At 72.9% G+C, this 22,719-nt stretch carries 20 protein-coding genes; 10 read left to right on the top strand and 10 right to left on the bottom strand.

Annotated features, from left to right (window positions below; translation table 11 throughout):
• The first annotated feature begins 18 nt into the window (after window positions 1-18).
• Genes ACQF4J_RS40330 through ACQF4J_RS40340 form a run of 3 tightly spaced genes read left to right on the top strand, consistent with a single transcriptional unit; the run spans window position 19 to window position 3,610 of the window.
• A complete protein-coding gene (locus ACQF4J_RS40330; protein WP_351564220.1) occupies window positions 19-306 on the top strand; it encodes an SHOCT domain-containing protein in 288 nt (95 codons plus the stop codon).
• Window positions 303-1,052, top strand: coding sequence for an ABC transporter ATP-binding protein (locus tag ACQF4J_RS40335; protein WP_351564218.1), 750 nt, complete (start codon window positions 303-305; stop codon window positions 1,050-1,052). Before ACQF4J_RS40330 ends, ACQF4J_RS40335 begins: the two co-directional genes overlap by 4 nt.
• Window positions 1,049-3,610: an ABC transporter permease gene (locus ACQF4J_RS40340; protein WP_427168031.1), complete on the top strand. Its 2,562-nt coding sequence runs from the start codon at window positions 1,049-1,051 to the stop codon at window positions 3,608-3,610. Before ACQF4J_RS40335 ends, ACQF4J_RS40340 begins: the two co-directional genes overlap by 4 nt.
• 85 nt (window positions 3,611-3,695) lie before the next feature.
• Here ACQF4J_RS40340 and ACQF4J_RS40345 read toward each other — a convergent pair whose 3' ends face one another.
• The gene (locus ACQF4J_RS40345) at window positions 3,696-4,226 is read right to left on the bottom strand and encodes an ATP-binding protein (RefSeq protein ID WP_427168032.1); all 531 of its coding nucleotides are present in this window, start codon (window positions 4,224-4,226) and stop codon (window positions 3,696-3,698) included.
• 216 nt (window positions 4,227-4,442) lie between these two features.
• Complete coding sequence (locus ACQF4J_RS40350) at window positions 4,443-4,766, bottom strand: hypothetical protein (protein ID WP_351564214.1); 324 nt, start codon at window positions 4,764-4,766, stop codon at window positions 4,443-4,445.
• Window positions 4,767-5,094: 328 nt separating this feature from the next.
• On the opposite strand from ACQF4J_RS40350, the gene ACQF4J_RS40355 reads away from it, so the two are divergent.
• Entirely contained in the window at window positions 5,095-6,216 is a 1,122-nt protein-coding gene (locus ACQF4J_RS40355) for a PLP-dependent cysteine synthase family protein (protein ID WP_351564212.1), read from the top strand.
• A gap of 58 nt (window positions 6,217-6,274) precedes the next feature.
• On the opposite strand, the gene ACQF4J_RS40360 is transcribed toward ACQF4J_RS40355, so the two are convergent.
• Together ACQF4J_RS40360 and ACQF4J_RS40365 are read right to left on the bottom strand one after the other, a co-directional pair.
• Window positions 6,275-6,751: an SRPBCC family protein gene (locus ACQF4J_RS40360; protein WP_351564210.1), complete on the bottom strand. Its 477-nt coding sequence runs from the start codon at window positions 6,749-6,751 to the stop codon at window positions 6,275-6,277.
• Between the two features lie 93 nt (window positions 6,752-6,844).
• Window positions 6,845-7,663, bottom strand: a complete 819-nt coding sequence (locus ACQF4J_RS40365) for a DeoR/GlpR family DNA-binding transcription regulator (protein ID WP_142149419.1) — start codon at window positions 7,661-7,663, stop codon at window positions 6,845-6,847.
• 290 nt (window positions 7,664-7,953) lie between these two features.
• Between ACQF4J_RS40365 and ACQF4J_RS40370 the strand changes: the two genes are divergently transcribed.
• Window positions 7,954-10,296, top strand: a complete 2,343-nt coding sequence (locus ACQF4J_RS40370; RefSeq protein ID WP_427168033.1) for a hypothetical protein — start codon at window positions 7,954-7,956, stop codon at window positions 10,294-10,296.
• On the opposite strand, the gene ACQF4J_RS40375 is transcribed toward ACQF4J_RS40370, so the two are convergent.
• From ACQF4J_RS40375 to ACQF4J_RS40390, 4 genes are all read right to left on the bottom strand, one after another.
• Window positions 10,266-12,707: a right-handed parallel beta-helix repeat-containing protein gene (locus tag ACQF4J_RS40375; RefSeq protein ID WP_427168034.1), complete on the bottom strand. Its 2,442-nt coding sequence runs from the start codon at window positions 12,705-12,707 to the stop codon at window positions 10,266-10,268. The genes ACQF4J_RS40370 and ACQF4J_RS40375 overlap by 31 nt on opposite strands.
• 111 nt (window positions 12,708-12,818) lie before the next feature.
• Window positions 12,819-13,424, bottom strand: a complete 606-nt coding sequence (locus tag ACQF4J_RS40380; protein ID WP_427168035.1) for an Rv1733c family protein — start codon at window positions 13,422-13,424, stop codon at window positions 12,819-12,821.
• Window positions 13,425-13,605: 181 nt separating this feature from the next.
• Window positions 13,606-14,454 (bottom strand): MOSC domain-containing protein, encoded by an 849-nt coding sequence (locus tag ACQF4J_RS40385; protein WP_351564202.1) that lies wholly within the window; start codon window positions 14,452-14,454, stop codon window positions 13,606-13,608.
• A gap of 42 nt (window positions 14,455-14,496) precedes the next feature.
• Window positions 14,497-14,922 (bottom strand): DUF6643 family protein, encoded by a 426-nt coding sequence (locus ACQF4J_RS40390; RefSeq protein ID WP_351564200.1) that lies wholly within the window; start codon window positions 14,920-14,922, stop codon window positions 14,497-14,499.
• Window positions 14,923-15,220: 298 nt separating this feature from the next.
• Here ACQF4J_RS40390 and ACQF4J_RS40395 point away from each other — a divergent pair, with 298 nt between their 5' ends.
• Complete coding sequence (locus tag ACQF4J_RS40395) at window positions 15,221-16,525, top strand: TerD family protein (RefSeq protein WP_427168675.1); 1,305 nt, start codon at window positions 15,221-15,223, stop codon at window positions 16,523-16,525.
• 16 nt (window positions 16,526-16,541) lie between these two features.
• On the opposite strand, the gene ACQF4J_RS40400 is transcribed toward ACQF4J_RS40395, so the two are convergent.
• Window positions 16,542-17,741: a glycosyltransferase gene (locus ACQF4J_RS40400; RefSeq protein WP_427168036.1), complete on the bottom strand. Its 1,200-nt coding sequence runs from the start codon at window positions 17,739-17,741 to the stop codon at window positions 16,542-16,544.
• A gap of 39 nt (window positions 17,742-17,780) precedes the next feature.
• Between ACQF4J_RS40400 and ACQF4J_RS40405 the strand changes: the two genes are divergently transcribed.
• Both ACQF4J_RS40405 and ACQF4J_RS40410 read left to right on the top strand, forming a co-directional pair.
• Window positions 17,781-18,566 carry a glutamate racemase gene (locus tag ACQF4J_RS40405; RefSeq protein ID WP_351564196.1) on the top strand — a complete coding sequence of 262 codons (786 nt, stop codon included), beginning with the start codon at window positions 17,781-17,783 and terminating at the stop codon, window positions 18,564-18,566.
• Window positions 18,567-18,643: 77 nt separating this feature from the next.
• The gene (locus tag ACQF4J_RS40410; protein ID WP_351564194.1) at window positions 18,644-19,189 is read left to right on the top strand and encodes a hypothetical protein; all 546 of its coding nucleotides are present in this window, start codon (window positions 18,644-18,646) and stop codon (window positions 19,187-19,189) included.
• Between the two features lie 8 nt (window positions 19,190-19,197).
• Here ACQF4J_RS40410 and ACQF4J_RS40415 read toward each other — a convergent pair whose 3' ends face one another.
• Window positions 19,198-20,262, bottom strand: coding sequence for an O-antigen ligase family protein (locus ACQF4J_RS40415; protein WP_351564192.1), 1,065 nt, complete (start codon window positions 20,260-20,262; stop codon window positions 19,198-19,200).
• 244 nt (window positions 20,263-20,506) lie between these two features.
• Between ACQF4J_RS40415 and lnt the strand changes: the two genes are divergently transcribed.
• Both lnt and ACQF4J_RS40425 read left to right on the top strand, forming a co-directional pair.
• Window positions 20,507-22,117, top strand: coding sequence for an apolipoprotein N-acyltransferase (lnt, locus tag ACQF4J_RS40420; protein WP_351802758.1), 1,611 nt, complete (start codon window positions 20,507-20,509; stop codon window positions 22,115-22,117).
• A 70-nt stretch (window positions 22,118-22,187) separates the two neighbouring features.
• Window positions 22,188-22,667 carry an NUDIX hydrolase gene (locus ACQF4J_RS40425; RefSeq protein ID WP_351564188.1) on the top strand — a complete coding sequence of 160 codons (480 nt, stop codon included), beginning with the start codon at window positions 22,188-22,190 and terminating at the stop codon, window positions 22,665-22,667.
• The last annotated feature ends 52 nt before the right edge of the window (window positions 22,668-22,719 follow it).

Raw genomic sequence — 22,719 nt, forward strand, 5'->3', positions numbered from 1 at the left:
CTCAGGAGATGACCCGAGATGCAGACCCTCGCAGACTGGCACGGCGGCCCCGGCCCCTGGATCCTCTTCTTCCCGCTGATCTGGGCGGCCGTCGTGATCGGTGTCGTCACCTTCATGCGCCGCACCGTCTGGCGCGGCCGCCGCGGCCCCTGGCGCCCGGTGGACGACCCGCGGCCCTCCGGCGACTCCCCCCTCGCGGTACTCGGCCGCCGCTTCGCCTCCGGCGAGATCGACGAGGACGAGTACTGGCGCCGGCTGTCCGTCCTGGACGAGCAGTTCGGCCGTACGAAGGGCGGCACGGCATGACGACCGCGACCACCGTGCGCGCGGCCGCCCGGGTCGCCGACGCCGTGAAGGTGTACGGCCGTGGCGACACCGAGGTGAGGGCCCTGGACGGGGTGAGCGTCGACTTCCCGGCCGGCCGCTTCACCGCGATCATGGGGCCCTCGGGCTCCGGCAAGTCCACCCTGATGCACTGCGCCGCCGGCCTCGACACCCTCACCTCCGGCACCGCCCACATCGGCGACACCGATCTCGGCGCGCTGGACGACCGCCGCCTCACGCTGCTGCGCCGCGACCGCGTCGGATTCGTCTTCCAGGCCTTCAACCTCGTTCCGACGCTCACCGTGGCCGAGAACATCACGCTTCCCCTCGACCTCGCGGGCGGCGGACGCGACCAGGAGTGGCTCGATGCGCTGATCGACGTCGTCGGTCTGCGCGACCGCCTCCACCACCGTCCCTCCGAGCTCTCCGGCGGACAGCAGCAACGCGTCGCCGTGGCACGGGCGTTCGCCGGACGGCCGGACGTCGTCTTCGCCGACGAACCCACCGGCAACCTCGACTCGCGCGCCGGCGGGGAAGTTCTGGGCCTGCTGGGCCGGGCCGTCCGGCAGACCAACCGCACGGTCGTCATGGTCACCCACGACCCGGTCGCCGCGGCCCACGCCGACGAGGTCGTCTTCCTCGCCGACGGCCGCCTCGTCGACCGCATGGAAGCCCCGACCGCCGACGGGGTCCTGGACCGCATGAAAGCCTTCGAGGTGCCCGCATGAACGCCGCCGTACGCCTGAGCGCGTCCTCCCTGCGCGCCCACAAACGCCGCTTCGCCGGGACCTTCCTCGCCGTCTTCCTCGGCGTCGCGTTCCTGGCCGGCACCCTCGTCATGGGCGACACGCTGCGCGCCGGCTTCGACACCATGTTCGGACGCGCGGCGAGCGGCACGGACGCGGTCGTCCGCAGCGCCGACGCCATCACCACCCCCGGCGAGAGTCAGGGCGCCCGCCAACCGGTCCCCGCGACCCTCGCGCACACGATCGAGCAGGTGCCGGGCGTCGCCGCCGCCGAACCCGACATCGAGGGTGCCGGCCAACTCGTCGGCAAGGACGGCAGGCCCATCGGCGGCAAGGGCCCGCCCACCCTCGCCGGCAACTGGATCAACGACCCCGAACTCAATCCCTACCGGCTCGCCGAAGGCCGCGCCCCGCGGAGGTCCGGCGAGGTGGTGATCAACCGCGGCACCGCCGCCAAGGGCCACCTGAAGATCGGCGACACGACCACCCTGCGCACCCCCGACCCGGTCCGGGTGACCGTCGTGGGCCTCGCGACCTTCGCGGGCGAGGACGGCATGGCCCAGGTCACCTTCACCGGCATGACCCGCGCGGACGCCGAGAAGCACCTCACCGCCCGCCCCGGCGAGGCGGCGAGCATCAAGGTCCGGGCACACCCGGGAACCACCCAGCGGGAACTGGTCTCGCGCCTGACTCCCGTACTCCCCAAGGGAGTCGAGGCGATCACCGGCCAGGAGTCGGCCCAGGAGAACACGGACATGGTCTCCAGCCAGTTCCTGACCCTCTTCACCACCTTCCTCCTGGTCTTCTCCGGCATCGCTCTCCTCGTCGCGACCTTCTCCATCCACAACACCTTCGCCATCGTCGTGACCCAACGCACCCGCGAGAACGCCCTGTTGCGCGCCCTGGGCGCCTCCCGTCGCCAGGTCACCGCCACCACCCTCACCGAGGCCACGGCGGTCGCCGTGACAGCGTCCGCCGCCGGCCTCGCGGGCGGCATCGGCATGGCGGCCGGCCTGCAGGCCCTCTTCCCGGCGATCGGATTCCCCTTCCCCGACGGCGACTTGGTCGTCAAGACCCTCTCCCTGGCCATCCCGCTCGCCGTCGGCATCACCGTCTGCCTGGCCTCCGCCCTCCTGCCGGCCCTGCGAGCGGGCCGCATCGCCCCGCTGGCGGCTCTGCGCGAGACGGCCGTCGACGCCTCCGCCGCGTCCCGCACCCGAGCCGTCACCGGCACGGCCCTGGCCGCCCTCGCCGTGGCCGCGACCCTCGGCGGCGTCCTCGCCTCACCCTCCCTGTGGCTGGCGGGACTCGGCGCCGTACTCGCTCTGGCGACCTTCATCGTCCTGGGCCCGGTCGCCGCCACGAACGTCGTACGGATCCTCGGCACCCCCCTGGACAGGCTGCGGGGCGTCACCGGCTCCCTGGCCCGCCGCAACGCCCTGCGCAGCCCCAAGCGAACGGCCGCCACCGCCGGCGCCCTGATGATCGGCGTGGCAGTCGTCTCCTTGTTCACGGTCTTCGCCGCCTCCCTCAAGGCGACCATGGACCAGACCGTCTCCCGCTCCTTCGCGGGCGACGTGGCGGTCAGCACCCCGTCCTTCGGCGCCGGCGGCAGCGGTCTGAGCCCCCGCCTGGCCGGGGCGATCCAGCAACTGCCGCAGGTCGACACGGCGGTGGGCCTCGGCCGCGGAGTGGCCGAGGTCGACGGCAAGGGCCGCGCCCTGACCGTCACCGACCCCCTCGCCCTGAAGCGCACCTTCGACCTCGGCAGGATCGACGGTTCCCTCGACGCCCTGGGCCCCGACGGCATCGCTATCACCCGCACCGAGGCCACCAGGCAGCACCTCACCACCGGCGCCAAAACCCAACTCACCTTCACCGACGGCCAGAAACGGACCTTCACGGTCCGCGCGGTCTACGGCCGCTCCGAACTCGCCGGCGACTACGTCATCACCCGTGCCGCCTGGGCCCCGCACCGCACCCAGGACTCCGACACGCTCGTAGCCGTCACCTTCAAGCAGGGCGTGAGCACCAAAGCGGGCAAGGCCGCGGTGGAACAGATCACAGCCCGCTACGGCGACCCCGCCGTCCAGACCCGCGACGAGTACGCGCAGTCCTCGGCCGGAGGCATCGACATGATGCTGACCCTCGTCTACGCCCTCCTGGCCCTCGCGGTCCTCATCGCGCTGCTGGGCATCGCCAACACCCTCACCCTGGCGATCCACGAGCGCACCCGCGAACTGGGCCTGCTGCGCGCCGTCGGCCAGACCCGCTCCCAACTACGGGCCATGGTCCGCTGGGAGTCGGTCCTCGTGGCGGCCTTCGGCACGGCGGGGGGCCTGGGCCTGGGCGCCTTCCTGGGCTGGGTCCTGGTCAGGGCCTCGGACGGAGCGAGCGACAGCAGCTTCGCCTTCGCCCTCCCGCCGACCCGGCTGCTGATCGTGACCCTGGTGGGCCTGACGGCCGGCGCCCTGGCGGGCCTGCGCCCCGCCCGCCGAGCGGCCCGCCTGGACGTACTGCGCGCGATAGCCACGGAGTAAGAACACCGGGCAACGGCCCACCGATGTCACCGCGGCCGGCGCGCCGGCCGGGCAATCCAAGGGGCGACCCCCCATCACCGCCCGGTCAACCGACAACGGCCGACCGGGCGGGAGCATGTCCGGCCCTGTGCGCGTCCACCGCGTGCTCGGCCTCGACGAAGCGCCGTACCGGCTTCTCGGTCGTACGCCGTGGCCGCCGGCCGGGCGCGGCGACCGGCATGACGGAGGCGGGCAGTGTGAACCACACGACCTTGCCCGACTCGCCCTCGGGCCGCACTCCCCAGCTCTCGCTCACCGCGGCCACCATGGCGAGCCCGCGCCCGCTGGTGGCGGAGGGTTCCACGTCCCGCACTTCGGGCAGGCGCGGGTCGTGGTCGCGCACCGAGACCGTGAGCCGGTCCAGCAGGAGCTCGATCTTGACGGTGCACTGTTTGTCCGGTTGGGCGTGCCGGTGGACGTTGGTCAACAACTCGGTCACGGCGAGCGCGGCCCGGTCTATGAGGGGATCGAGATGCCAGTAGCGCAACTGCGCTGAAAGGATTCTGCGGACCTGGCCGATCCGCGACGGCAGGGCTTGGAGCTCCACCGTGCAGTGCCTGCTTGGGTTACTGATCACGGCTGCGACTCCCCGACTTGAGGTCCGGAAGAACACGGAGTTCGGATGCAGCAGCGGCCCGGACGGACATGGTCGGCTGCTGTCGTGCCCGGCGGGCTGGTTCGCAGCGTTATCGCCGGTAAACCCAGAGTGACGTGAGATCAGCGTGACGCAAGGGGCGCGGGACCGCAACTCGCGGTCACCTCGCACGGGCTCTGCGTCATCGAACCGGGCCGATCAGCCCCCGCGCCCCGCGGCCCTCCGTACGGCTTCGATGAACCGCCGTGCCGCCGGCGGCCCCCCTTCGCCCGGCGCGGGGTCGTGGTCGCCGAGCGTGAGCGTGTAGCGCTTGCCGTTGAGGTCGGCGAGCGCCCGGTCGTCGGCCGCGAACCACGGCTTGGAAGCGCGCACCGCCTGTACCGGCGCGCTGTCGATCTCGCTGCCGTAACTGGTCAGCAGCTGCACTCTGCCGTCCGTGATCCGGACCTGCCCGGCCCGGGTGAGCGAGCGCAGCCGCTTCTCGATCCGCACGCCCGTAGCCGTGAACTCCGGCTCCGCCATGCCGTATGCCCCCTCGTACGCGTGTGTGCGCCGGTCCGTGGCTCATTCTCGGGCTCTGGTCCAGCGCCTTTCGTGATCCAGTGTGCCGCCCCGTTCGGTGCAGTCTGCCCTCACCCGCCGTCGAGCACCAGTGCGCATGGCGCGCTCGCCGTGGGCATCCGGAGCACTCGCGCGAATGCGCCCCCACCCCGGCCCGGCTCACGCCCCCAGCTTCTCCTTTGGGCTGCTCAAAGTGGTGTTTATGCAGGTGAGGCGGGTGCGGAAGGTGTCTATGATCGAGGTGTCGGCAGTGCGACACGCCGTCGGCGCGAAGTGTAAGGAGCCCGTGGTGAGCACCACTCAGCAAGCCCCGACCGGTGAAACCCTCGACGTCGACCACAGCGACGCCACCTACCGCGACTGGCTGAAAGAAGCCGTGCGAAAGGTCCAGGCCGACGCCAACCGCTCGGCCGACACCCACCTCCTGCGCTTCCCGCTGCCCGAGAAGTGGGGCATCGACCTGTACCTGAAGGACGAGTCGACCCACCCGACCGGCAGCCTCAAGCACCGGCTCGCCCGATCGCTGTTCCTCTACGGTCTGTGCAACGGCTGGATCCGGCCGGGCCGCCCGGTGATCGAGGCGTCCAGCGGCTCGACGGCCGTCTCGGAGGCGTACTTCGCCAAGCTGATCGGCGTGCCCTTCATCGCCGTCATGCCGCGCACGACGAGCGCCGAGAAGTGCCGACTGATCGAGTTCCACGGCGGGCAGTGCCACTTCGTGGACGACTCGCGGAAGATGTACGAGGAGTCGGCCCGCCTGGCTGCGGAGACGGGCGGCCACTACATGGACCAGTTCACCTACGCCGAGCGGGCCACCGACTGGCGCGGCAACAACAACATCGCCGAATCCATCTTCCGCCAGCTGGAGTTGGAGCGGTTCCCGGAGCCCGCCTGGATCGTGGCGACGGCCGGCACCGGCGGCACCTCGGCGACCCTCGCCCGCTACGTCCACTACATGCAGTACGACACCCGCATCTGCGTCGCCGATCCGGAGAACTCCTGTTTCTTCGACGGCTGGACCACCGGTGATCCGGACGTCACCTGCGACTGCGGCTCCCGCATCGAGGGCATCGGCCGACCCCGTATGGAACCGAGCTTCGTGCCCGGTGCGATCGACCGGATGATGAAGGTCCCGGACGCCGCGAGCGTGGCCGCCGTGCGGGCCCTGGAGCGGGCCATCGGCCGCAAGGCGGGGGGTTCGACGGGCACCGGGCTGTGGAGCGCGTTGAAGATCGTCGCGGAGATGGTGGCCGCCGGGCGGCGCGGGAGCGTGGTGACCCTGCTGTGCGACCCGGGCGACCGCTACCTCGACAAGTACTACTCGGACGCGTGGCTCGCCGAACAGGGCCTGGACATCGCGCCGTACACAACGGCGATCGACTCACTGCTGACGACGGGCGTGTGGAGCTGAACGGCTACGGCCGGTAGACAGCGGCGACCCCCCGCGACGTCAGGCCTGCCCCACGTGGCTACCGCCCCTCCGCGAGCCGTCGGTCCAGTGAGGTCACCGCGTCTCGGAAGGCTCGGCCGAGTCCGGCGCGGGCCGCCTTCACCGCCCAGCGGAAGGGCGCCGTGCCGTCCGCGCCGAAGGTCCACTGCACGCGCGTGCCGGTTCCGGCCGGTATCAGCCGCCACTCCTCCGCGAGGGCTCGGGCGCCCGGCGCGTTCGTCACGTCGACCCGGTAGGCGTACAGCTCCGCCTCCTTGGCCGCGATGACCGTCTCCCGGAAGTGTCCGCCGCCCTTGAGCCGGATGTCGCGCCCGGCGCCGTCGTCGACCGACCGGGCGTGCGTCACGGCCGCGAACCACTCCGCCCAGCCCGGCACGTCGTCGTTGAGGGCCCTGAAGACCGCCTCGGGCGCCGCGGAGATCTCCTGTGCGAAGACCAGCCGCACCGGGGCGGTCGCGATGAAGTCGAGCCCCACAGGGCGCAGACGGTTGGCCATGGACGCGAACCCCCGTGACGGGTAAGGGTGGTTGACCGGGGCCACGTCACGATAACTGGCACCCCGTCAGATGTCAGCACCACCCCACCGGGGTCAGTCCTCCGGCTCGCCCGCCACCACCAGCCGCCGCAGGTGATCGGCGATCTCCTCGCGGGCCTCGCCCGCCAGTCCCGCGTCCGTCACCAGCGTGTCGACCTGCTCCAGCGCCGCGAACGAACTCAGGCCCACCACACCCCACTTGGTGTGGTCGGCGACCACCACGACCCGCCGCGCGGACTGCACCAGACGGCGGTTGGTCTCGGCCTCCGCGAGGTTCGGCGTCGACAGGCCGGCCTCGACCGATATGCCGTGCACACCGAGGAAGAGCACGTCGAAGTGGAGCGCCGCGATCGCCTGGTCGGCGACCGGCCCCACCAGCGAGTCGGACGGGGTGCGCACCCCGCCGGTCAGTACCACGGTCGCCGCGCCCTGCCGGGGTCCGGAGCTGCGCTGCGCCGCGTGGAAGACGTCGGCGACCCGCACCGAGTTGGTCACCACGGTCAGATCGGGCACGTCGACCAGCTGGTGGGCCAGCGCGTACGTCGTCGTACCGCCCGACAGCGCGATCGCGCTGCCCGGGGCGACCAGCTCGGCCGCCGAGCGCGCGATGTCCTCCTTGGCCGTCAGCTCCAGACCGGACTTGGCCTCGAAGCCCGGCTCGTGCGTGCTCGCCTCGACCACGGGCACCGCGCCGCCGTGCACCTTCTCCAGCACGCCCTGCCGGGCCAGGGCGTCCAGATCGCGGCGCACGGTCATGTCCGACACGCCGAGCTTGCGCGTCAGCTCGTTCACACGAACCCCGCCCCGGCGCCGCACCTCGTCCAGGATCAGGGCGCGCCGCTGCTCCGCGAGGAGGTTCTGATTCTCGCTCACGTACGCTCCGGTCCTTTCGCCGCATGCAGTCCGACACGCCCGGCACACCCTCTCCGACAAGGACATTCTTCCCGGCCCCGGTGCGCGGACGTCCCATCCTCGCACGCCTTGGTCCCGGCGGCGCCACCGACTGTCACGACGCGTGCGTGCCGGCCGGGCATCATCCGCCCGCCGCTTGTCACACGTATAGGGGAGATTCGGTGAGAAGAGGTGTGGGGCGCCGCCGCGACGGAGATCCTTGAAGCCGCACGGGCACAAGCCGACGGCTCGCCACGGGGGAAGTGCGAACAGTGGAACGCGCGCAGGAAACCGTCTCGACGCAAGGCCCCGGCCCGGCGGCCGGGAAATCCGGAATCGCCCTGGAACTGCTGGTCCACGGGGTGGGCGGCACCACTCCGCAGGACATGCTCGGTGATCCGCGCACGGTGCGGGTCACCGGCGACGACACGGCCGCCGTCTTCCGGCGTGCCGAGGACGCGGACGCCGAGAGCCGACCCGAGGACTACCGGGGCCGCCCGGTCCCGGAGGCCTACGTCTGGTGCAATCTCACCTCCGGCAACAGCGCCCGAGCCCTGTGGCTCCTGCTGCTGCCGTTCATGGTCGTCAACCTCGCCCACTGGATGCGCCCCACCGCACGCGGACGCTCCCGCACGGTCCGCTTCTACGGGCTGCTCGTGCGCCTCGCCGGCCTGACCCTGACCGTGCTGCTGGTCGCCGCCGCCTGCGAGGTCGCCCTGGACCTCGCGGCCTGGCAGTGCGCCGGCATCCGCGCGTGCGCCGGACGCCACTCCTGGCTGGGCTTTCTCTCGCCGGAGGCCTCCCACGACGGCTGGTGGAGCCGCCCGGGCCGCCGCCTCGCCCTCGCCGCCCTCGTCCCGACCGCGCTCACCGGCCTGCTGTGGTACCTCTCGCGCCGCACCTGGAGCGCGTACGAATCGGTACAGCCGGTCTCCCACCTCGACGAATCCGAGGAGGACAGCGCCCGCACCTCACTGGGCCGCCCCGGCTTCTGGTACGGCCGCCGCCTGGTCGCCCGGCTGCGCGCCGCCCACACCGCGGCCGGCCTGCTGACGGTCGCCGCGGCGCTGGCCTCCTCGGCGACCCGTTTCGACCGGCAGGCGGGCGGCCCGGCCCTCCTCGACACGCTGGGATGGCTCCTGTACGCCGCGCTCGGCGCCACCGCCGTCGTGACGTGTTGGGTGATCTGCCGCCGCGGGCGCACCGAGAACCGCCTGGACCGGCGGCTCGACCGGCATCTCGTACGACGTTTGCCGCTGGCCGCCCTCGCGCTGCTGCTGCTCGCCGCCGTGTACGCCGGCTGGGAGCGCCCGGGGTGGGAATCGGCGGGCCGGCTGCTGGGCGGCGGCACCGCCTTCGGCTCCATCGCGCTCGCCCAGGGCGGTCTGGTCATCGTCCTCGGCGTGGTGGCCCGCCTCCTGTACCGCACCCACCCCGATCCCCGGGCGGCGATGCGGGGCCTGGCCGGGCCGGCCGTCGCGATGCTGGCCTGCGCGCTCGGCGGGGTGATGTCCGGCGGGGTCTCCCAGCGCGTGTCGGACTGGCTGGACGGCACCAGGGCCTCCATCGCAGGCCCGCCCGTCCTGCTGACCTGGCAGTCCTCCGTCATCCCCGTCCTCCTCCTCGTCCTGCTGGTGGTGTGCGCCTGGCTGGGGCACGGCACCTGGCGGCTGCGCCGCGGCGAGCTGGCCGCGGTGGAGGCCGACTACCCCGGAGAGCGCCGGGACGCCGCCCGCACCCGCGCCATCGCCACCACGCGCGCGATGGCCGCGCTCACCGACCGAGGCCCCCTCATCGCCGCCGTGACCGCCGCCACCACCCTGGTCCTGGGCGCCGCAGCCCTCGTGGGGGCCGAGTTCACCGACGAGGCACCCGGCCCGGCCGCCCGCGACGGTCAGGCCTTCGTGCACGGCACCGCGCAGACCGCCCAGGCGCTGGGCTCCTGGCTGATCGGCGTCGGCTTCATCCTCTTCGTCACCTGGGGCCGGCGCGCCTACAAGGACGCCTCCGCCCGGCGCACCATCGGCATCCTGTGGGACGTCGGCACGTTCTGGCCCCGGGCCGCCCACCCCTTCGCCCCGCCCTGCTACGCCGAGCGGGCGGTCCCGGACCTCACCTGGCGCATGGCCACCTGGACCCGCGCCACCGGCGGCCGACTGGTCATCTCCGGCCACTCCCAGGGCAGCGTGCTCGCCGCCGCGGCCGCCTGGCAGCTGAAGCCGTCCGACCGCAAGCGGGTCGCCCTGCTGACCTACGGCTCGCCCCTGGAGCGCCTCTACGGCCGCTGGTTCCCCGCCCACTTCGGCCCGGCCGCGCTCAGCTCCCTGCACCACGAGGTCGACTGCTGGCGCAACCTCCACCGGCCGACCGACCCGATCGGCGGCCCCGTCCGGCTGCCCGGCGACTGCGGCCCCGAGGTCGACCACGCACCGCTGAGGGACCCCCTCGCCTACGGCCGCACCGCCCGCCATCCGCTGCCCGCGCCGATCCTCGGGCACGGCGACTACCAGGCCGACCCCGTCTTCGCCGAGGAACGGGAACGGCTGCTGGCCCGGCTGCGCCCGGACGTGCCGGCTCCACGTCCTCAGGGGAAGTCGGGCAGATCCTCGGCGTAGAGGAGCGTCAGGTCGTCCGTGCTCGGCTCGTGGACCTGGGCGACCCGGCCGGCGTGCCGCTCGACCATCGCCTCGAAGGTCTGCCGGGCGGTGCGGCCGTTGCCGAACGCCGGGCCCTTCGGGATCGCCGTGAAGTACTTCAGCAGCGCCTCCGCCGTGCCCTCCGCCAGCCGGTACTCGTGCTCGTCGGCCTGCTGCCCGACGATCCGCAGCAGTTCCTCCGGGCTGTAGTCGCTGAAGGTGATGGTCCGTGAGAAGCGGGACGCCACACCGGGGTTGACCGAAAGGAACCGCTCCATCTCGGCCGTGTAGCCCGCCACGATGACGACCACCGCGTCCCGGTGGTCCTCCATCAGCTTCACCAGGGTGTCGATGGCCTCCTTGCCGAAGTCCCGGCCCGAGTCCTCCGGCGACAGGGCGTAGGCCTCGTCGATGAACAGCACCCCGCCGCGCGCCCTGTCGAACGCCTCCTGGGTGCGGATCGCAGTCGACCCGATGTGCTCGCCGACCAGGTCGACGCGGGAGACCTCGACGAGGTGGCCCTTCTCCAGCACCCCGAGGGAGGCGAGGATCTCGCCGTAGAGGCGGGCCACGGTGGTCTTGCCGGTGCCGGGGGAGCCGGTGAAGACGAGGTGCCGCTTGACCGAGGCCGCCTTCAGGCCCGCCTGCTGCCGGCGGCGGCCCACCTCGATCATGTCGGTCAGCGCCCGCACCTCGCGCTTGACGCTGTCCAGGCCGACCAGCGCGTCCAGCTCGCCGAGCACGGCCTTCGAGGTCCGCGTCGGCTGCTCCGGCTCCGCGGGGGCGGCCCCGGGCCCCTGCTCGGTGATGCGCTGCCCGGGAATGGCGCCCAGCAGACCGGGTGACCGGTGCGCCGTCTCCACCGCGGTCTCGCGTGCCGCCGACGGGCGCGCGCCGGAGCCGCTCTCGTCGCTGGTGCAGTCCTCGACGTCGGGGCCCGTGCCGGCGGCCGCGTCCGGGCCGCCGTCGGCGAACTCGTAACCGCCGCGCGCGCACCGTTCCGTCCGGCACTTGCGCAGCGTCGTACGGCAGCCGTCGATCACGTGGAAGCCGTAGCCGCCGCTGCCGGTCACCCGGCAGTTCAGGAAGCTGCCCCGGCCTCCCGCCGACACGTAGAAGCCGGCCTCGGCGGGGGAGTCGACGGTGCACCGCTCGATGGTCGGATCGGCGCCCTTGGTGACGATCACACCGGTCTGGGTGCCGTCCACGGTGCAGTTGTTGAGGGTTCCGCCGCTGCCGTGGTCGCGGAACCAGGCGCCGGTCGCCGCGTCCCGGATCCGGCAGTCGTCGAGCTGGGCCGTGGCCCCGTCGCTCACCGACACGGCCGTGTTGCGCACCTGCGACAGGTCGCTGTCGACGACGTCCGCGCGCGAGCCGCGGTCCAGGACGAACAGGGCGTCCGGCACGTCGTGCACCCGGCAGGACTCCAGCACCGCCGTGGCGCCGTCACTGACCCACACCGCCGGGTAGTCGCCGGTGCTGTCGAAGATCTCGCACTGGTTGGCGTCGACCCGGGTGCCCGGGTCCCACACCGACAGGCCGTTGCGCCCGAACTGACGCACCGTCGTGCGCGTCAGCGTCAGCACCGAGCGCGAGCGCAGGTCGACCGCGTTCTCCGGGATGTCGTGGATACGGCAGTCCGCCAGCGTGAGCACCGCGTCCGTGTCGAGGGTGACGCCGTCCGCCGTGGTGCGGTGCACATCGCAGTCCGTCAGATGGGCGGTGGCCCGGCCGGTGATCTGCACCCCGCTGCCGCGGACCTCGTACACCTCGCAACCGACCGCCTCCAGGGCGGAGTTCTCTCCCGTCGCCGTCAGCCCCGAGCCCGAGGCGTGGTGAACGCGGCAGCGCTCCAGACGCGGGTGCGCGCCGCCGCGGACCGCGACGCCCGCCTGCCCGGCCGCGACCACCTCGCACTCCTCGAACACCCCGCTGCCGCCGTCGAGTACGGCGATGCCGATGCCCGCCGGATTGTCGACGGTGCACCGCCGTACGGTGGGCCGCGCGCCTCCGCGCACCTCGATCCCGGCCGCGGACCGGGTCACGATCCGCACGTCCAGCAGTTCCGGCGTGCCCTCCTCGACCAGCAGCGCGGGCGCGGCCGCGTCCTGGCCCTCCACGTGCAGGTCCTGGACCACGGCGGAGGCCCGCACGGTCAGCGGCACGCCGTCCAGGGGCGCGATCCGCACCGAACCGGGGGAGCCCTCGGGGCCGCGCAGGGTCACCACCCGCTCCACGACGAGGTTCTCCCGGTAGGTGCCCGGGGCGACGGTGAGGACGTCGCCGTCGGCCGCGGCCTCCAGGGCGGCGGCGAGCGACGCGTACTCACCCGTGCGGCGCCGCCACCGCGATGTTCCGGTGTGCGTCACCTGGACCGTGCCCTGTGCCATGGCGTTGCTGTGCCCCCACCTCGTAGTACGCGGGTTCGTGCTGCCGAATGAGCTCGGCCGGTCCACCGTAGCGTGCGCACGGGGGGTGGGTTGACCAGAGCCGGAAGGCCGTCAGCTGCCGGTGCCGGTCCTGCCCCAGTCCGGGCCCGCCCGGTCCCAGGCCTGGTCCCAACGGGCGTAGCGGCGAAGGACCATGCGCCAGAGGATCAGTCGCCGGGTGCCCTCGACGGCGCCCGCGGTCAGCAGGGCGGCGCCGAATCCGGCAAGCACCGCGTGGGTCGTCGCCGTCGCCGCATCCAGCGGGCGGGCCACCGGACGGCCGTGGGTGTCCGTCCATATCGTGAAGTGGTCGCCGTGGTGCGGGGATTTGAGGGCGGCCAGGGTCACGTCGTGGTGAGCGGTGCCGTCGGGGGCCGTCCAGTCGGCGAGGACACGGCTGCGCAGGTCCCGCGCCGAGGAGGTCTCGGGGTCGGTGTCCAGCGGAGAGCGGTCGAGCTTGCGCACGACGGTGGCCGTGACGGCGTGGCGCGCGGCGCGCTGGTCGCGGACGGACTGCTGCAGGGAGTGCTGGGCGACGCGGCCGACGAGCGAGCCGACCACGGGCGCGGCGGCCAGGATCAGCAGCAGGGCGGCCAGCGCCACCCACGCCTCGACCAGATCGCTCGTGCGACGCAGTGGATTGTGCCGCCAGCGCCAGAGTCCGCCGATCGCTCGCACCGTCCCGCACCCCCTTTCCCGCTCCGTGATAGCCCCTGGCGGAGTCGTCCACGGCCGGGCCCGGTCGACAGAGAGCGAAATCACCTCCGGCCGGGGCCTCTCATGGAGTTCTCACCGAACGTGCAACGCTCGGTGCCCCGGTGTCGGTTCCCGGTGGCGCGGGTGTTGGCCGGATCTTTCCTCACGATCCGTCCGTCGGGGCCTGTGCGAGGACCGTGACAGGGTCTCCGACCCGGATCGTGCCCCGGTCGAGGGGCACCAGGTTCTGGCCGAAGGCCAGCTTGTTGCCCAGCCGGCGGTGCCGTCCCAGGGTGCGCAGGGGTTCCCTGCCCACCTCGGCCGTGGACTGGTCGGTGGTTGTCACCACACAGCGTCCGCACACCTTGGCGACGCGGAAGGTGACCTCGCCGACGGCGACGCGGGTCCAGTCGTCCTCGGCCCAGGCGGTGGTGCCGGAGACGACGACGTTGGGGCGGAACCGGTTCATCGGCAGGGGGCCCTCGGCCGCATGCGCACCCTGCGCGATCAGGGAGTTGAGGGCGTCGAGGGAGGCCACCGTGGTGAGGAGCAGGGGGTAGCCGTCCGCGAACGTCACCGTCTCGCCCGGGAGCGCGAACTCCGGCTCGACGGGGCGGCGTACGGCCGGATCGTCCATGTGCACGAGGCGGGTCCCGGCGCCCAGGTACTGGCTGCACCAGGCGTGTGCGGCCGGCTGCTCCGCGGGGACGCCCTCCACCTTGTCGCCGAAGATCTCCACCGTCACCGTGCCCTGCGGGCGCGGCACGGGCACCGTCAACGGGTCCATGCCCGGAGCGGACAGCCGTACGCCGCCGCCGGGCAGGAGCTCGGCGGCGGCCAGTGCGAGACGCGGCTGCTGACGTTGTGTGACGACCTTTCCCCCGTCGTCGATCAGTGCCCAGCGTCGATCCCCGGCCAGCCCCCAGGGCTCCACGACGGCCTCCCGGGGCGCGAGACCCCGGAACGCCTTGACCGGATGAACGTGAATCGACTGCAACCGCGCATTCCCCATGGAGCCATCGTGCCAGGTGGCGGAGACAGCGGGGAAAGCGGCTCAGTAGCCGCGGTACTGCTGCTGGTTGTACGGATCCTGGTAGGGGGTCGCGGGGCGGGGAGCCGCGGGACGCATGGCCTCGTAGCCCGTGCCGGCGGCCATGGGGCGCTGCGGCTGCTGCTGCGGGCCGGGATAGCCGCGCGGCGCGGTGGCCTGCTGCGGGATGTAGGCGGCGGGCGCCTGTTGCAGCGGCGAGGGCTGCTGCGCCTGCGGGTAGCCGTAGGAGGGCTGGGACGGGCCCGCCGGGAGGGCGGGCAGGGCCGACGGCAGCGCGGGCAGGTTGCTGCCCGGCATGTCGTAGGCGGCGGGGACCCTGATCGGAGCGATCTGCGGGGTGCCCCGCTCGGCGACGAGCCTGTCGTAGATCGGGGTGTCCGGGAAGGCGGAGTAGTAACCGCCGCCATAAGTGGAGCGGGGGGAGGTCATGGCACATAAGTTAAGCCCACGATGTGCTGGTTGGGGAGACCGATAAGAAGGTTGTTTTCCGTGTCTGCAGTGGCCCGGGATGCCCAATGCGAGCGAACGTGCCAAAAAGGGGCGCCGCGCGGAGCCGTGATCGGGTAAAGCCCGAGTTCCGGGCGGGTTACCGGCGGGTCGCCCGAGCGCCCGGTCGCGCCCCGCATGGGAGTTCGCCGCCCTGAGGAATAGGTTGTGCGCAGAAGAAGCCGAAGGCGGCTTCCGGGCGCGGAGCGGCGCTGTGACACGCGAGGGGGCGGACATGTCAATGCCCAAAGGATCGAATACTCCGGTGCCGACGACGGCGCTGCGGGTGGAATTGGGCTGGCGCTCCGGGCCCGGCGTCCCCGACGCGGACGCCTCGGCGCTGCTGCTGGTGGGCCGCAAGGTCCGCTCCGACAGCGACTTCGTCTTCTACAACCAGCCGGCGCACGCCTCCGGGGCGGTCCGGCACGAGGGCAAGAGGGACGGCGGCGGCAGGATCACCGACACCCTCCTCGTCGACCTCACGCGCGTGGAGCCGGCGATCGAGACCGTCATCCTGGCCGCTTCGGCCGACGGCGGTACGTTCGGACAGGTTCCGGATCTCTATATCGAAGTCCGCGATGCCGCCTCCAATGCCGTGGTCGCTCGATTCGACAGCGCGGGCGCGAGTGTAGAAACCGCTTTCGTCCTGGGGGAGTTCTACCGCCGGCAGGGCGCGTGGAAATTCCGTGCCGTCGGCCAGGGATACAGCAGCGGACTGGAGGGCCTCGCCACGGACTTCGGCATCTCCGTGGACGAACCCCAGCACACCCCGCCCGCCGCCGCTCCGGCGGCACCCCCGGTCGCCCGGCCGGTGACCGCTCCGCCGGCCGTCGCACCGCCCGTGACGATGCCGCCGCCGGCCGGGCCCCCGGCCCCCGTTCAGCCCCCCGCGCCCCCCGCCGCTCCGGTCCGCCTGAGCAAGGTCACCCTGACGAAGGCGGCCCCGGCGGTCTCCCTCACCAAACAGGGCGGCACCTCCGGCGCCATGCGCGTGAACCTCAACTGGGAGGTGCGCAAACAGTTCTCGGGCTGGGGCAGCAAGCGCGGCCGCGCGGTGGCGATGCACGCCGACCTCGATCTGGACCTGTGCGCCCTGTACGAACTCACCGACGGCAGCAAGGGAGTCGTACAGGCCCTCGGCAACGCCTTCGGGTCCCTGAACCGTCCGCCGTACATCCACCTCGACGGCGACGACCGCACCGGCGCCATGGCGAGCGGCGAGAACCTCACCGTCAACCTCGACCACAAGGCGAGCTTCCGGCGGATCCTCGTCTTCGTGACCATCTACGAGGGCGCGCGTTCCTTCGCCGACCTGCACGCCACGGTCACCCTCCAGCCGCAGTTCGGCGCGGCGATCGACTTCTCGCTCGACGAGTGCACGGTCCCCTCCACCGTGTGCGCGCTCGCCCTGATCACCAACACCGGCGGTGATCTGATCGTCCAGCGCGAGGCCCGTTATCTGGTGCCCGAGCGCGGGGTGAGCCCCCAGCGCACCGTCGACTACGCCTACGGCTGGGGCATGAACTGGACCCCGGGCCGGAAGTGACCGCCCTCCGGAACCCTCAGAGGGGCCGCTCGTCCGCGACGGTGTCGGGGCGCGCGTAGGTGCGGCCCTTCCAGGCCGCACCCCGCCCGCGGTAGTGCTGCACCGCCGAGTCCACGGTCATCAGGAGGTACAGACACGCGGTGAACGGCAGCAGCGGGGCGAGCCACAGCGGCCGGCGGTAGTAGCGGAGCATCGGCACGTACGTGCCCGTCATCACCAGCCAGGCGAGCCCGCCCAGGACGGCCGCCGCCGGATCCCCCGTCACCGAACCCGCGATCAGGGTCACCGGGGGCACCACATAGACAAGCAGCAGCCCGGCGACCGTCCCGAGCAGCAGCAGGGGGTTGTGCCGCAGTTGGGCGTACGCGCTGCGCGACACCATCCGCCACAGGTCGCGCAGCCGCGGATAGGGGCGGACGCTGTCCACCTTCTCGGCCAGCCCCAGCCAGACGTGCCCGCCGGCGCCCTTCACGGTCCGCGCCAGCGCCACGTCGTCGATCACCGCGTGCCGGATGGCGTCCGGGATCCGTACCCGCTCGGCGGTGTCCGCGCGCAGCAGCACGCAGCCGCCCGCCGCGGCCGCCGTCCGCGCCCGCCGCCTGCCGATCCGGCGGAAGGGATAGAGCTGCGCGAAGAAATAGACGAACGCGGGGACCACGAGCTGCTCCCACGCGCTCTCCACCCGCAGCCGGGCCATCTGCGAGACGACGTCGAAGCCGCCGGTGCGCGCCGCCGCGACCAGCTCCCGCAGACTGTCCGGCTCGTGCGCGATGTCGGCGTCCGTCAGCAGCAGGTACTCCGGTCCACGCGCGCGTGCCAGGCCGATGCCGTGCCGCACGGCCCACAGCTTGCCCGTCCAGCCGGCCGGCGGCTCGCCGGGGGAGCCGACGGTCAGCGGCAGTCCGCCGTGGGACGCGGCCAGTTCGCGGGCCAGGTCACCGGTGCCGTCCGAGCTGCCGTCGTCGATCAGGAAGACCTCCGCACGCCCCGGATAGTCCTGGGCGAGCAGAGAAGGAAGCGCCGAGGGCAGGACGGCGGCCTCGTCGCGAGCCGGGACGACGACGCACACCGGGGGCCAGTCACCGGGTTCGGAGCGGAGCGGCAACCTGACGTCCGTGCGCCAGAAGAAGCCCTGACACAGCAGCAGCCACAGCCAGGCGGCGAGAGATACGGCGGCACTCCACACGATGACGCTCACCCGCGCAGTCTGCCCCACCCGACCGGCCCCGAACGGCTCATCGACTATCGTGGCCGGGTGAAGATCGCGCTCATGGACTCCGGAATCGGTCTGCTTCCCGCCGCCGCCGTGGCGCGCCGGCTGCGTCCCGACGCCGACCTCGTCCTGTCCTGGGACCCCGACGGGATGCCCTGGGGGCCGCGCACGCCCGAGGACATCACCGAGCGGGCCCTGGCCGTCGCCGGAGCGGCCGCGGAGCACGACCCGGACGTACTGATCGTCGCCTGCAACACCGCCTCCGTGCACTCGCTGCCCGCGCTGCGCGCCCGTTTCGAGCCCAAGCTGCCGATCATCGGCACCGTGCCCGCGATCAAGCCCGCCGCCGCGGGCGGCGGCCCCGTCGCGATCTGGGCGACGCCCGCCACCACAGGCAGCCCCTACCAGCGAGGTCTCATCCAGGAGTTCGCGGCCGGCGTGGACGTCGCCGAAGTGCCCTGCCCCGGGCTGGCGGACGCCGTGCACCACGCCGACGACGCGGCCATCGAGGCCGCTGTGGCCGCGGCCGCCGCGCGTACCCCGCAGGACGTCACCACCCTCGTCCTGGGCTGCACCAACTACGAACTGGTCGCCGAGCGCATTCGCGCCGCCGTTCAGCGGCCGGGCGAGCCGCCGCTCATCCTGCACGGCACCGCCGGCGCGGTGGTCGCCCAGGCACTGCGCCGGATCGGCGCGCAGCCCATCCCCGAGGCCGACGCCGAGGGCACCCTGACGGTGCTGCTCAGCGGACGCCGGGCCGAGCTGCCCGCGACGGCGCTCACATATGAGGAGGGACGTTTCCTCCAGGCGGTCAGCACCGCCCGGTGACCGGCGGGTGCCCGGTCGGTGCAGTCACTGTCCGCGACCCGGTACCACCGCTGCGAAACCTGGGTAACCTCATCGGTATGAGGGAGCACCCCCACGACGAGAGCCCCCGGCACCCCGATGTCTGGACGGGACGTGCCACCAACCGCGCCCAGTGGCTGCTGGCGCTCGGCGGCGCGGCCTTCATGGCGCTCGGCATCGAGCTGGCCGTCGACTCCGCCTGGACCTCCGGCATCGCCCCGCTGGTCATGTCCGTCGTCGGCTGCATCGCTGCCGGGCTGCTGGTCCTGTTCGGCACGCTCGCCTTCGTGCACGTGGACCTGAAGCTCGACAAGGAGTCCCTCGAGGTGCGCTGCGGCCACATCGGTGTGCCGCGCCGCCGCATCCCCCTCGACCACGTGGCCGGCGCCGAGTTCGCCCCGCACGTCACCCCGCGCCAGTGGGGCGGCTGGGGCTACCGCTGGCGGCCCGAGAAGGGCACCGCGGTCGTCGTACGCCGCGGCGAGGGCGTCGTGCTGCAGTTGTGGGACGGCCACACGTTCACGATCACCGTGGACAACGCCGAGACCGCCGTGCGGGTCATCAGGGACCGGCTGCGGTCGAGCACGCCCGGCACGACGCACTGACCGGCGCCTCACGGCGTCAGCCGGTCGTCCCGCGGGCGCGCCCGCGTCTCGTGCCGGGGGGTGTCGTCGGCGAGCGGCCGGGCGGTGGCCAGGCCCGCCAGGAGCCCCGCACCGACCGAGACGGCGGTGAAGCTCAGCGCGTTGCCGACCGAGGCGATCGCCGCGAGCAGCGTGAGCGCCGCGCCCGCCGTGAGCACGACCGGGGTGGGGCGCGGGGAGCGCCACAGTGTGTACAGCAGCCACCCGAACACGGCCGCCAGCAGCAGTACACCGACGACTCCCTGCTCCGCCGCCTGCTGCAGCAGCGCCGAGTGCGGCTTGCCGTCCGAGAGGGTGGGGGCGACCGTGGTGCTCAGTTCGCCGAAGCGTCCCGGCCCCACTCCGAGGGCCGCGTTGTCGCGCGACAGGCGCAGGGCGTCGTGCCACAGCCCCAGGCGGTGCGGCGTCAGCTCGCCCCCCAGCGACGCGGTCAGTCCGCCGGGCAGTGAGCCGGCGGCGACCGCCCAGGTGAGCAGGCCCGCCGCGGCGGCAGCGAGTGCCAGACCGGCCATTCCCAGGGCGCGACCGCGCATCCGGCCCGCGGCGAGCGAGCACAGCAGTACGGCCGCACAGCCGATGAACCCGCTGACCGAGCCCAGCAGCGGCGCGGCCACCGCGATCCCGGCCGCCAGCGCGCCCAGCGCGAAGCGCAGGGCAGGTGACCCGGCCTCCCACGCGGCACAGCACGCGGCGCCGGTGCAGAGGGTGAGCAGGGCGGCCGTACCGCCGGCGTGCCCGAGCGGCGCGTCGATCTGCGGGCCGGCCGCGAGGCGTGGCACGACCAGCATCAGGACGAGCCCGGCGAGCGCGCCCGCGCACAGCGCCGCGACCGGCAGCAATGCGCCGCAGATCCGTCCCGCGGCGTAGCCGGCCGCCACGGCCAGCACCGCCAGCAGCACGCCCTCCGGGCGGCCGTCGTGCGCGGTCGCCGTGATCAGCGACCAGGTGGCGCAGCCGCCCAGCGCCACCACGCCCGCCGCGTCCGAAACGTTTCGTCTGTCGCCGTCCTCCCCAGGACCGGCGACGGACGTCATCCCCGTGGAACCCACCCCGCCCCCCACACCCGACCGAAGCCCCCCGACCTCGCACGACCCGCCCGTCGAGGCCGTGACCGGCCGGGCGACTGTGGCTGGGCACACCGTAACCGCTGATGGGCGTTTTGTGGATGAGTTGGACCGAGATGCGCAGGAACGGTGGGGCGGCCGGTTCCCGCGGGCCCGCGTGCTGCCATGCGGACCGCGCTGTCCCGGCCAAGGTCACCCGCCGTACACTCCCCGAGTGACCGTCACCGCAACATCCGTGGACGAGTCGGACCAGTTGCAGCCGCAGACCGCGCCCGCATCGCGCGGGGCGCGCCTCGTACGCCTCGTTCCGGCCCTCGCCGCCGCACTCTGCGGAGTGCTCCTCTACGTCAGTTTCCCGCCGCGCCCCCTGTGGTGGCTGGCGCTGCCGGCCTTCGCCGGTTTCGGCCGGCTGCTGCGCGGCCGCAGCTGGAAGGCGGGTCTGGGCCTCGGCTACCTCTTCGGCCTCGGCTTCCTGCTGCCGCTGCTGGTGTGGACCGGCGTGGAGGTCGGACCCGTGCCCTGGATCGCCCTGGCCGCGATCGAGGCGATGTTCATCGCGCTGGTCGGCGCGGGCGTCGCCGCGGTGTCCAGACTGCCCGCCTGGCCGCTGTGGGCGGCGGCGGTGTGGATCGCGGGCGAGGCGGCACGCGCGCGCGTGCCCTTCCACGGCTTCCCCTGGGGCAAGGTCGCCTTCGGCCAGGCCGACGGAGTGTTCCTGCCGCTCGCCGCGGTGGGCGGCACCCCGGTGCTGGGCTTCGCGGTCGTCCTGTGCGGCTTCGGTCTGTACGAGGTCGTACGCCTGTCCCTGGACGCGCGGCGCACCCGGGAGATCCGGCGATCGGCCGCGGCCGTGGCCCTGCTGAGCGTGGCCGTGCCGGTGGCGGGCGCCGTGGCCGCCCGCGCGCTGGTCAGCGACAAGGCGCAGGACGGCTACACGACCGTCGCGCTCATCCAGGGCAACGTGCCCCGCTCTGGGCTGGAGTTCAACGCGCAGCGCAGGGCGGTGCTCGACTACCACGCGCGCGAGACCGAGCGCCTGGCCGCCGAGGTGAAGGCCGGCAAGATCGCCAAGCCCGACCTCGTGCTGTGGCCGGAGAACTCCTCCGACGTCGATCCCTTCGCCAACGCCGACGCCTACGCCGTCATCGACCACGCGGCGAAGGCGATCGGCGCGCCCATCTCGGTCGGCGGCGTCGTCGCCCGGGACGGCAAGCTGTGGAACGAGCAGATCCTCTGGGACCCGAAGAAGGGCCCGACCGACACCTACGACAAGCGGCAGATCCAGCCGTTCGGCGAGTACCTGCCGCTGCGCGGCCTGATCGGCGCGATCAACGGCAACTGGACCTCGATGGTCCGCCAGGACTTCAGCCGGGGCACCAAGCCGGGCGTGTTCACCATGGACCGGGCCAAGGTCGGCCTGGTCACCTGCTACGAGGCCGCCTTCGACTGGGCCGTGCGCTCCGAGGTCACCGACGGGGCGCAGCTGATCTCCGTGCCGAGCAACAACGCGACCTTCGACCGCAGTGAGATGACCTACCAGCAGCTCGCCATGTCCCGCGTCCGCGCCGTCGAGCACAGCCGCACCGTGACCGTGCCCGTCACCAGCGGCGTCAGCGCGATCATCATGCCGGACGGGAGGATCACCCAGAAGACCGGCATGTTCGTCCACGCCCACCTGGTGCAGAAGGTGCCGCTGCGGTCCTCCGAGACGCCCGCCACCCGGCTGGGCATCCTCCCGGAGATCGCCCTGGTGCTGGTCGCCGCGGGCGGTCTCGGCTGGGCGGTCGGCACGGCGGTGCGCGGGCGGCGCGCGGGGGACGTGTAGCGATACGCCGGGCGCACGCCCCCGGAAGTGCGCTTCGGGACCCGGGCACCGGCCCCTTAGGGTCGGTGCCATGTCGACTCCTGACTTCATCCGCGAGATCCGGGCCACCGTGGGCCACCAGCTGCTCTGGCTCCCCGGCGTCAGCGCCGTCGTCTTCGACGACGAGGGCAGAGTGCTGCTCGGGCAGCGCGCCGACAACCACAGGTGGGCGCTGATCTCCGGCATCCCGGACCCCGGCGAGCAGCCCGCCGCCGCCGTCGTGCGGGAGGTGGAGGAGGAGACCGGCGTCCGTGTCGCCGTCGAGCGGCTGGTCTCGGTGCGCTCCGGCCGGCAGGTCACCTACCCCAACGGCGACGTCTGCCAGTTCATGGACCTCTGCTTCCGCTGCCGTGTCCTGGGCGGCGAGGCGCGGGTGAACGACGACGAGTCGCTGGCCGTCGGCTGGTTCTCGCTTGACGAGCTGCCCGAGATGACCGAGTTCCACCACTTCCGCATCAAGCAGGCCCTGTTCGACGAACCCACATGGTTCGACCCCACGGCGCCCCAATGAAGTATGTGCTTTGACCACATGTGGCGAGGGCATAGCGCTGCCTAGGGTCGTT

Origin of the sequence: Streptomyces sp. C1-1, assembly GCF_050214755.1 — a bacterium.
In the GTDB taxonomy this organism is placed as follows: Bacteria; Actinomycetota; Actinomycetes; order Streptomycetales; family Streptomycetaceae; genus Streptomyces.